Annotated in this window: 11 protein-coding genes and 1 pseudogene; 3 read left to right on the forward strand and 9 right to left on the reverse strand. The window is 74.6% G+C overall.

The annotated features are described in order from the left end of the window. Both MW084_RS03095 and MW084_RS03100 read left to right on the forward strand, forming a co-directional pair. Positions 1-683 (forward strand): TOMM precursor leader peptide-binding protein (locus MW084_RS03095; RefSeq protein ID WP_275563459.1); only part of this gene is annotated, 683 nt, incomplete at its 5' end. 60 nt (positions 684-743) lie between these two features. After that, entirely contained in the window at positions 744-2,093 is a 1,350-nt protein-coding gene (locus tag MW084_RS03100) for an ABC1 kinase family protein (RefSeq protein WP_010469106.1), read from the forward strand. Between the two features lie 15 nt (positions 2,094-2,108). On the opposite strand, the gene MW084_RS03105 is transcribed toward MW084_RS03100, so the two are convergent. The 6 genes and pseudogenes from MW084_RS03105 to MW084_RS03130 all read right to left on the reverse strand — a co-directional run. Further along, a complete protein-coding gene (locus MW084_RS03105) occupies positions 2,109-2,306 on the reverse strand; it encodes a hypothetical protein (protein WP_106428026.1) in 198 nt (65 codons plus the stop codon). Positions 2,307-2,493: 187 nt separating this feature from the next. Then, on the reverse strand, positions 2,494-2,817 hold the full coding sequence (locus MW084_RS03110) for a hypothetical protein (protein WP_010469104.1): 324 nt from the start codon (positions 2,815-2,817) through the stop codon (positions 2,494-2,496). Next, the gene (locus tag MW084_RS03115; RefSeq protein ID WP_010469103.1) at positions 2,814-3,182 is read right to left on the reverse strand and encodes a WhiB family transcriptional regulator; all 369 of its coding nucleotides are present in this window, start codon (positions 3,180-3,182) and stop codon (positions 2,814-2,816) included. Before MW084_RS03115 ends, MW084_RS03110 begins: the two co-directional genes overlap by 4 nt. A gap of 169 nt (positions 3,183-3,351) precedes the next feature. Continuing rightward, complete coding sequence (locus MW084_RS03120) at positions 3,352-3,690, reverse strand: hypothetical protein (protein ID WP_010469102.1); 339 nt, start codon at positions 3,688-3,690, stop codon at positions 3,352-3,354. Positions 3,691-3,859: 169 nt separating this feature from the next. Beyond that, a partial coding sequence (locus tag MW084_RS03125; protein ID WP_275563460.1) for an HRDC domain-containing protein occupies positions 3,860-4,203 on the reverse strand: 344 nt, incomplete at its 5' end. A 1-nt stretch (position 4,204) separates the two neighbouring features. Next, positions 4,205-6,172 (reverse strand): annotated as a pseudogene (locus MW084_RS03130) (ATP-dependent helicase); the annotation flags it as partial. Between the two features lie 29 nt (positions 6,173-6,201). On the opposite strand from MW084_RS03130, the gene MW084_RS03135 reads away from it, so the two are divergent. After that, positions 6,202-6,459, forward strand: a complete 258-nt coding sequence (locus MW084_RS03135; RefSeq protein WP_010469100.1) for a mycoredoxin — start codon at positions 6,202-6,204, stop codon at positions 6,457-6,459. A gap of 88 nt (positions 6,460-6,547) precedes the next feature. Here the strand turns inward: MW084_RS03135 and nudC are convergent, their stop codons facing one another. From nudC to MW084_RS03150, 3 genes are all read right to left on the reverse strand, one after another. Continuing rightward, positions 6,548-7,495: an NAD(+) diphosphatase gene (nudC, locus tag MW084_RS03140; protein ID WP_010469098.1), complete on the reverse strand. Its 948-nt coding sequence runs from the start codon at positions 7,493-7,495 to the stop codon at positions 6,548-6,550. 56 nt (positions 7,496-7,551) lie between these two features. Further along, a complete protein-coding gene (locus MW084_RS03145; RefSeq protein ID WP_010469096.1) occupies positions 7,552-8,958 on the reverse strand; it encodes a dipeptidase in 1,407 nt (468 codons plus the stop codon). 10 nt (positions 8,959-8,968) lie between these two features. Next, positions 8,969-9,764, reverse strand: a 796-nt coding sequence (locus MW084_RS03150; protein ID WP_275563461.1) for a PD-(D/E)XK nuclease family protein, incomplete at its 5' end; no start/stop codon positions are given. Between the last annotated feature and the right edge of the window lie 102 nt (positions 9,765-9,866).

Here is a 9,866-nt window from a genome sequence, read left to right on the forward strand (position 1 = left end):
ACGTACTGGACGGCGGGCGGGTGCAGCCGTGGGACGTGGCGCCCGGCGGACCGCCGCCCGAGTCAGTCGGGGAGCGGCGGGACGCGGCGGCCCGCCGGCTGGTGGCGCGGTCGGCGCCGGGCGGCCGTACGGGCGGAGGACGGGGCGGTGGGGGTGGGCCGGAGCCGGGGCTGTCGCTGGTGGTCGTCGCGCCGCGGGACGGCCTCGCGGCGTACGCCCCGGACCCGGTGACGGCCGACACGTGGGTGGGCACGGGGACCCCGCACCTGTTCGCGGGGGTGCTGGAGGCCACGGGGGTGGTGGGCCCGCTGGTGCTGCCCGGGGACTCGGCGTGCGCGCGGTGTGTGGAGCTGGGGCGGACGGACGCCGATCCCGCGTGGCCCCGGTTGACGGCGCAGTGGAGGTCGGGCCGCCGAAGCGGTGCCGTACCGGCCGGTGACGTGGGGCTGGCGGCGTCGGTGGCCGGACTGGCCGCCGCGCACGCGCTGGCCTTCCTCGACGGGGACGTGCCGGCGAGTGCGGGCGCCCGGTGGGAGGTCTCGTCGCCGCTGCTGCGGTGGCGGGCTTCGCGGGTGCGTCCGCACGGGCAGTGCCCCTGCGGGGCGGCGGACCGGGAGGAGGAGCGGACGGAACGGGAGCGGGCCTCGGCGGTCCGGGGCGGGCAGGACACAATGGCGGGGTAGCCGCCGTCGGCGGCGCGTGTCAGGCGATGCGGCACGACGGTCTGGGTTTTGGAGGGGCGCATGTCTGATCTTCCCCGGAAGGCGATCACCCGTACCGCCAAGTTGGCCGCGCTGCCACTGAGCTTCGCGGGGCGGGCGACCTGGGGGCTCGGCAAGCGGATCGGGGGCAGGTCCGCCGAGATCGTGGCGCGTGAGCTCCAGGAGCGCACGGCGGAGCAACTCTTCAAGGTGCTGGGCGAGTTGAAGGGCGGCGCGATGAAGCTCGGGCAGGCGCTGTCCGTCTTCGAGTCGGCGCTGCCGGAGGAGGTCGCCGGGCCGTACCGGGCGGCGCTGACGAAGCTCCAGGAGGCGGCGCCGCCGATGCCGGCGCGCACGGTGCACGGAGTGCTCGCCGAGCACCTGGGCGACGAGTGGCGGGAGCTCTTCCTGGAGTTCGACGACAGGCCGGCCGCGGCGGCGTCGATCGGGCAGGTGCACCGGGCGGTGTGGCACGACGGGCGCCCGGTCGCGGTGAAGGTGCAGTACCCGGGGGCCGGTGAGGCGCTGCTGTCGGATCTGACGCAGCTGAGCCGTTTCGCCCTGCTGCTGGGCCCCCTGGTGCCGGGGATGGACATCAAGCCGCTGATAGCCGAGATGCGCGACCGGGTGTCGGAGGAGCTGGACTACGCGCTGGAGGGGCGGGCGCAGCAGGAGCACGCCGCGGAGTTCGCCGGTGATCCCGACGTGGTGGTCCCCGACGTGGTGCACGGGTCGGACCGGGTGCTGGTGACGGAGTGGATCGACGGGACGCCCCTGTCGAAGGTCATAGCGGACGGCACTCCGGAGGAGCGGGACCGGGCGGGCCAGTTGCTGGCCCGGTTCCTGTTCTCCGGGCCGGCGCGGACGGGGCTGCTGCACGCCGACCCCCATCCGGGGAACTTCCGCCTGCTGCCGGGCGAGGACGGCGGCGAGCCGCGGCTGGGCGTACTGGACTTCGGCACCGTGGACCGGCTTCCCGGCGGACTGCCGGAGACCATCGGCCTCTGCCTGCGGATGGCGCTGGAGGGCGAGGCGGAGACGGTCTACGAACTGCTCCGCGACGAGGGGTTCGTGAAGGAGTCGATCGAGCTCGATCCGGAGGCGGTGCTGGAGTACCTGCTGCCGATCATCGAGCCGGCCGGCGCCGACGAGTTCCTCTTCACACGGGAGTGGATCCGCACGCAGGCGGCACGGGTGGCCGATCCGCGCTCCCCCGCCCACCAGTTGGGCAGGCAGCTCAACCTCCCGCCCGCGTACCTGCTGATCCACCGGGTGACGCTGAGCACGATCGGGGTGCTGTGCCAGCTGAACGCCTCGGTGCGGCTGCGGGACGAGTTGGAGGAGTGGCTGCCGGGGTTCCTGCCCGAGGAGCCGCTGGAGGAGCCCGCCTGACCGGTCCCGGGGTTCTCACCACCAGGCGGAGTCGAGCCTGCTCTCGATGGACCGGATGTGGGCGCGGGCGCAGGCCTGGCAGAAGTAGAGCCTGGTGCCGTTCTCGACGGAGCAGGTCCAGGTCAGGGGGAGGTCGTCGGCGGTCGCGCCGCAGCGTGAGCACATCACGCCTCGTGCGCGCGACCCCGCGGGTTCGGAAGTCCGCTCGTTCATCACGAGACGATAACCCCGCCACGGGAGAATGGCGGGCAACGCACCGCACACGGGCGGTGAGCGTCCCACCGCGGACGGACCGCGCCGTCCCACCGCGGGCGGGTGGCGGGTGGCACGCCGCGGGGGCCGGTCGGAGTGGACCGGCCCCCGCGGGAAGGTGGTGGCGCGCGGCGGGTGCCGCGGCCGGTTACTGCATGACGGCCATGGCCAGCGCGCGGCGGGCCCGCAGCGAGGCACGCTCGGCGCGGCGCTGCATCCGCCGCGCGGCGATCAGGCGCAGGCCCGCGCGTTGCTCGTCGGCTTGCCTGAGTCGCTCGTGCATATGGGCACGGGCCAGGGCTTCCGGGATGAGTTGCATTTCTCGGTTCCTGTTCTGGCGCGAGGCGTGCGCGCCGAGGGTGGTCGCGTCAGGGGTGGCGGAGCCCGTGGGCTCGTGCGCGGAAGAGGTCATCGGGGCCTGCTTCTGGGGGTCGTGCGTGAGGGGGCGGTCGACGGTGCCGGCGGTGCTCATGCCATGACCGGGTTCTTGCGGGGACGGCCTCGCGGCCGCTTGCGGGCGACGACCACCCCTTGGACGAAGAGCTCACCGCCCCAGACGCCCCACGGCTCCCGCCGTTCCTTGGCGCCCGCGAGGCAGGCGGCCATCAGGGGGCAGGTGCGGCAGAGGGACTTGGCGTACTCGACGTCCGCGGGCGACTCGGCGAAGAAGACCTCCGGGTCGTAGGAGCGGCAGGGGACGGGCGCGCCGAGGTTCTCGATGGCGTCGTCCAACGCGGTGAGGGTGGTGAGGGCGGTCACGTCGTGGTCCTCCGTGAGGCCGGGCGGGGGGAGCGTCTGGGAAGGCGGTACGGACGGGGCGTGCGCTTCGGGATGCACGGTGTGTTGTTCCTCGTCTGATCGGTCCGGCCGGTCGGCCGGTGTGCTGGTACCGGGTTCTGCTGGTCCCGGGGCCCCTTCGCTCTGCTGCGCCCGTTCGGGCAAAACAGAAGGGCCGCGGATCCCTGGTGGGGTTCCGCGGCCCTGAAGGCGCCGGCCTGATGCCGGATCAGGCTGGATCACTCCAGGGTTCGAGCCCGCGGAAGGCCCACTTCGTGTGGTGCTGCGTCTGCTTCGCGTAGTCGGCACCGGTCGCCGCGACGATGCGGGCCGAAGCCTGCATCGCTACCGCTTCCGCTCCCAGTGCCTCGGTCGGTCGCTCATCGGCCTCGAAGCCCTCGGTGACGGGGAGGGCCGAAAGGAAGGACGACGGACGGACGGCCCGGAGACCGAAGAGACCGCTGCCGGGGAACGCCGAGCCGGAGAGGCCAAGCGCACAGGCGGAGACGACCGAGCGATCGGCCACTGCGGCGGTGCTGACGAAGTCGGCGTTGCTGATGCTGATCACTGGAATCGCCTCCTCTCGGCGTCTCAGGGGCCGGCCGGAACCGGACCCGCGGGTGTTCGGAATCAAGTGCAGCACGATGACAGAGCTTCATGGAAGCCGCTGTTCGCGTGGTTAAGAACCTATGGGGCTTTCCGGGGCGGGCGCAAACTATTTTTCCGACGAGTCGCGGTCATTCCGCGCCATCGCCGTCCACGCGCCTCTCACCTGCGCAGATGGCCAGGACATCGGCTCCGAAGCGGTTGAGCTTGCGGATGCCGACGCCGGGGATCACGGCCAGTTCGGCGTCGGTCGACGGGACGGTCTCCGCGATGGCGACGAGGGTCTTCTCGGTGAAGACGCAGTAGTCGGGCTGCCCCAGCCGGCGGGCCTGGCCGGCCCGCCACTCCAGGAGCCGCTCGTACAGGCCCTCGTCCATCTCCGAGGGGCAGTCCTCACAGCGCATCAGCTTCATCTCGCCGGCGACCGTGAGCGTGGTGCCGCAGACCCGGCAGCGGACCGGGCCCCGGGCGCGCCNGGGGCGGGCGGGTCCGGCGGCGCGGACGACGCCGCCGGCCGCGCGGACGGTACGGGCGGCGGGGCTCCCGCTGCCGGGGCGCAGGCCCTCCAGGAAGCGGGACGGCTCGCGGTGGGGGCGGCCGCCGGGCGAGCGGGACAGCGCCCACGACAGGCTCAGGTGCCGGCGGGCGCGGGTGACGCCGACGTAGAGCAGCCGCCGTTCCTCCTCGATCTGCTCGTCGGTCCTGGCGTACGCGATGGGCAGCATGCCCTCGGTGAGGCCGACGAGGAACACGGCGTCCCATTCGAGGCCCTTCGCCGCGTGGAGGGAGGCCAGCGTCACGCCCTGGACGGTGGGGGCGTGCTGGGCGGCGGCCCGCTCGTCGAGCTCCGCGACCAGGTCGGCGAGGGTGGCCCCGGGGCGGGCGCGGGCCAGGTCCTCGGCGAGGCGGACCAGCGCCGCCAGGGACTCCCAGCGGTCCCGTACGGCGCCGGAGCCGGCGGGGGGCTCGGTCGTCCAGCCCTTGGTGGACAGGACGGCGCGGACCTGCGACGGCAGGTCGACGACGTCGTCGAGCAGCGGGTCGTTCGCGCCGAAGCGGGCGGCGCCGCGCAGGGCGGCGCCCGCCTCCCGCACCTCCCGGCGCTCGAAGAACCGCTCGGCGCCGCGCAGCTGGTAGGGGACGCCGGCGTCGGCGAGGGCCTGCTCGTAGATCTCGGACTGGGCGTTGACGCGGTACAGCACGGCGATCCCGCCCGCCGGGACGCCGGAGGCGATCAGGTCGCGGATGCGGCGGGCCGTGCCCTCGGCCTCGGTCGGCTCGTCGCCGTACTCGGTGTAGACGGGCTCGGGGCCGGGGTCGCGCTGGGAGACCAGTTCCAGCCGGTGGTCGGCGGCGCGGCCGCTCGCCTGGGCGAGCAGGCCGTTGGCCAGGTGGACGACCTGCGGCGTGGAGCGGTAGTCGCGGACCAGTCTGACGACGGTGGCGTGCGGGTGGCGGGCGCGGAAGTCCAGCAGGTAGTCGGGGGTGGCGCCGGTGAAGGAGTAGATCGTCTGACTGGCGTCGCCGACGACGCACAGGCTGTCGCGGTCGCCCAGCCACAGGTCGAGGAGGCGCTGCTGGAGCGGGGACACGTCCTGGTACTCGTCCACCACGAAGTGCTGGTACTGGCGGCGGACCTGCTCGGCGATGTCGTGCCGGTCCTGGAGGATGCCGACCGTGAGCAGCAGCACGTCCTCGAAGTCGAGGACGTCGCGCTCCCGCTTCAGCTGCTCGTACATGGCGTAGACCTGGCCGGTCTCCGCGGCGTCGCGCGGGGCGTGGCGCCCGGCCTTCGCCGCGGCGGCCGGGTAGTCGGCGGGAACGGTCTGCGTGACCTTCGCCCACTCGATCTCCGAGGTGACGTCCCGCAGCTCGGTGCGGTCGAGCCGGATCCGGCAGCGGGCGGCCGCGTCGGCGACGAGCTGGGCCTTGCGGTCGATCAGCCGGGGCAGGGCGCCGCCGACGGCTTTCGGCCAGAAGTACTGGAGCTGCCGGAGCGCCGCGGAGTGGAACGTGCGCGCCTGGACGCCGCCCGCGCCGAGCTGCCGCAGCCGGCCGCGCATCTCGCCGGCGGCGCGGTTGGTGAAGGTGACGGCCAGCACGCTCGCGGGCTGGAGGACACCGGCGCGCACCCCGTAGGCGATGCGGTGGGTGATCGCCCGCGTCTTGCCCGTGCCCGCGCCGGCCAGGACGCACACCGGGCCGTGGAGGGCCGTCGCCACCTCGCGCTGCTCCGGGTCGAGCCCGTCGAGCACCGCGTCCGCCGACTCGGGGACCTGCGGGAAGAGGGGGGAGTGCGTCGCTGGTGTCACCCCGCCATGCTGCCAGGTCCCCGGGGGCGGGCCGCGCCGGCCGTCCACAGGGGCGGGACGCCGGTCGTACCGGGCCGGGAATGCGGGGACGGGCCCGGGCGTTCCTCTGCCGTCAGGCGCTTCACGCCGCACTCCGGACCACCCGAGGAGCAGGAGAGACGATGCAGGGAACTGTGACGATGTACAGCACGACCTGGTGCGGGTACTGCCGCCGGCTCAAGAGCCAGCTGGACCGCGAGGGGATCGCGTACACCGAGATCAACATCGAGCAGGACCCTGAGTCCGCCGCCTTCGTCGAGAAGGCCAACGGCGGCAACCAGACCGTTCCGACCGTGCTCGTCCGGCCGAACGGCGGCGGTGAGGACGTCGTGATGACCAACCCGAGCCTGATGCAGGTGCAGCAGGCCCTCGCCGGCTGACCCGGCCCGCCGGTCCCGGTCCGGCGGCCTTCCGCGGACGCCCCCGCCCTCCGCCGGCGGGGGCGTCCGCGCGTTCCGCCCGGCGGCGTCAGCCGGGGGTGCCCGGCCGGGGCAGCGGCCTGCCGTACCACGTCTCGATCAGGTGCGTCGCGATCGAGACGCCGTACGGCGGGAGCACCTCCCCGGACGCGAAGGCGGCGGCCAGCTCCTCGCGGGAGAACCAGCGGGCCTCCTCGATCTCGTCCCCGTCGACGTCGATCTCCGAGGAGGTGGCGCGGGCCGTGAAGCCCAGCATCAGGCTGGAGGGGAACGGCCACGGCTGGCTGGCGACGTACCGCACCTCGCCGACCGTGACGCCGGCCTCCTCGTGCACCTCGCGGGCCACGGCCTGCTCGATGGACTCGCCCGGTTCGACGAACCCGGCGAGGGTGGAGAAGCGGCCCTTCGGCCAGTGGACCTGCCGCCCGAGCAGCGCCCGGTCGTGCTCGTCGGTGACCAGCATGATCACGGCCGGGTCGGTGCGCGGGTAGTGCTCCGCGCCGCAGGCCGGGCAGCGGCGGACGTGGCCCGCCGCCGCGATGTCCGTGCGCTCCCCGCAGCGGGCGCAGAAGGGGTGGAGGCGCTGCCAGTTCTCCAGGGCGACCGCGTGGACCATCAGGGCGGCGTCCCGGGCGCCCAGCAGCAGGCCGGCCTCGCGCAGCCCGGCCTGGCGCGCCGGCTGGTCCATCCGGCCGGGCAGCGCGTCCTTCTGGAGCGCGAAGTAGCTGACGCCGTCCTCGTCCGTGCCGAGGAAGTAGCGGGGGTCCTCGGTGTCGGGCACCTCGAAGGACGGCGTGGTGACCAGTTCGGTGCGCCCGTCCGGGGTGTCGTCGACCAGCACCCGGCCGCCGGAGACGACGAACACGCGGGTGGTGGGGTGGCTCCACGCGGCGGCGAGCCACGCCTCGTCGAGGCGGTGGTGGGCCGCGCGGTCGATCCCGCCCGGGGCGGTGAAGCGGATCGGGCGGGGGACGGCCTCGTTGCCGACGGTGCTCACTGGTGCTCCCAACGTCCCCGGGTGCCCGGGTCCTGTGTCCGGCGTCGTGTTCGGCTTCAGCGGAGTGCGGCGGCCAGCCCGCCCCACAGGTGGGCGCTCGCCTCCACGCCCTTCATCAACAGGTCCAGCTCGACCTTCTCGTTCGGCGCGTGCCAGCCGTCGGAGGGTACGGAGATGCCCAGGAACAGCACCGGGGCGTCCAGCACCTCCTGGAGGTCGGCGGCGGGGCCCGAGCCGCCCTCGCGGGTGTAGCGGATCCTGGCGCCGTCGAAGGCCAGGCTCATCGCGTGGGCGACGGCCCGCAGCGCGGGGTGGCCCAGCGGCGTCAGGCAGGGCCGGGTGGCCGCCCCGAAGGCGATCTCGTGGCGGATGCCGTCGGGGACGCGGGCGGCGACCCACTCGCGCACGGACTGCTCGATCCGGTCCGGGTCCTGGCCCGCGACGAGCCGGAAGGACAGCTTCAGCCGCGCGGACGACGGGATGATCGTCTTGCCGCCGGGGCCCTGGTAGCCGCCGCCGATGCCGTTGACCTCGGCGGTGGGCCGGGCCCAGACGCGCTCCAGGGTGGAGTAGCCGGCCTCGCCGAGCGTGCCGTGCGAGCGGGCCGCGGCGAGCCACGCGGCCTCGTCGAACGGCAGCTCCGCGATGAGCGCCCGCTCCTCCTCGGTGAGTTCGGCGACGCCGTCGTAGAAGCCGGGGACGGTGACGCGCTCGTCCTCGTCGTGGAGCGCGGCGACCAGGCGGGCGGCGATCGTGGCCGGGTTGGGGACGGCGCCGCCGAAGGAGCCGGAGTGGAGGTCCTGGTCGGGGCCGTACAGCTCGATCTCGCAGTCCGCGAGGCCCCGCATGCCCGTGCAGACGGTGGGCGTCGTCTCGGACCACATGCCGGTGTCGGAGACGACCACGGCGTCGGCGGCGAGCCGGTCGCGGCGCTCCTCGACCAGGGCGCGGAAGTGGGCGGAGCCGGACTCCTCCTCGCCCTCCACCAGCAGCTTCAGATGGACGGCCGGGGTGTCGCGGCCGGTGAGGTCCAGGTGGGCGCGGACGCCGAGGGTGTGGAAGAGCACCTGGCCCTTGTCGTCGGCCGCCCCGCGCGCGTAGAGCCGGCCGTCGCGGACGACCGGTTCGAACGGGTCGGTGTGCCAGCCGTCCTCGCGGTCGGCGGGCTGCACGTCGTGGTGGCCGTAGACGAGGACCGTGGGGGCGTCGGGGTCGGCGGAGGGCCACTCCGCGTACACGGCGGGGGCGCCGTCCGTCTCCCAGACCTCCGCGATCGGGAAACCGGTCCGGGCGAGTTGCGCGGCGAGCCACTCGGCGCTGCGCCGCACGTCCCCGGCGTGCTCGGGCCGGGCCGAGACGGAGGGGATGCGCAGCCACTCGGCGAGGTCGGCGAGGAAGTCCTCGCGGTGCCGCTCCACGTACTTCCGCACGGTCCCGACGGCGCTGTCCTGGGTGTCGCTCATGCCGCCGAGCCTATCCGGCGCGCGGGGGCGTCCCGTCGGCCGTCCCGCCGAGGAGGAGCCGCTCCAGTTCGGCGCGGCCGGGCAGCTCCTCCGGGCGCACCACCTCGCCGGTGCGGACGTAGACGAAGGCGGCGGTGACCGCGTCGAGGGGCAGGCCGTGCAGCTCCGCCCAGGCGAGCCGGTAGACCGCCAGCTGGAGCGGGTCGCCGGTGCGGTGGCGGCTGGTCTTCCAGTCGACGATCTCGTACGTGCCGGAGGCGGGGTCGTGGTAGACGGCGTCGATCCGGCCGCGCACCACCCGGCCGGCGAGCAGCAGCTGGAAGGGGGCCTCCACGCGGTGCGGGGTGCGGCGGGCGTACGGGGTCCTCTCGAACGCCTCCTTGAGGACGGCCAGGTCCCGCTCGTCGGCGATCTCCGGCTCGTCGGCGTACACCTCGCCGCCGGGCAGCTCCTCGGGGCCGAGCAGGGGCAGCGGCAGCTCCTCGAACCGGGACTCCACCCAGGCGTGGAACCGCGTGCCGCGCCGGGCGGCGGGCTGCGGAGGGCGCGGCATGGGGCGGACCAGTTCCGCCGCGAAGCCGTCCGGGTCGGCGGCGAGGCGCAGCAGCTGCGACGCGGAGAGGGAGGCGGGCAGGGGCACCTCGCGCGTGGTGGCGCGGGCGCGCAGCAGCTCGCCGGCGAGCGCGTCGAGGTCGCGGTCCCAGGAGGCGACGGTACGGGCCTCCTCGGGGGTGAGCGGGCCGGCGGCGGGCATGCCGCCGGCGGGGGCTCCGTCCGGGGGTGTTCCGCCGGCGGGGGCTCCGTCCNGGGGTGTTCCGTCGGCGGGGGCTCCGTCGGCCGGTGTTCCGTCGGCGGGTGTTCCGTCGGCTGGTGTTCCGTCGGCGGGGACGCGCTGGTGGGGCAGGGCG

The organism is Streptomyces sudanensis (assembly GCF_023614315.1).
Lineage (GTDB): Bacteria > Actinomycetota > Actinomycetes > Streptomycetales > Streptomycetaceae > Streptomyces > Streptomyces sudanensis.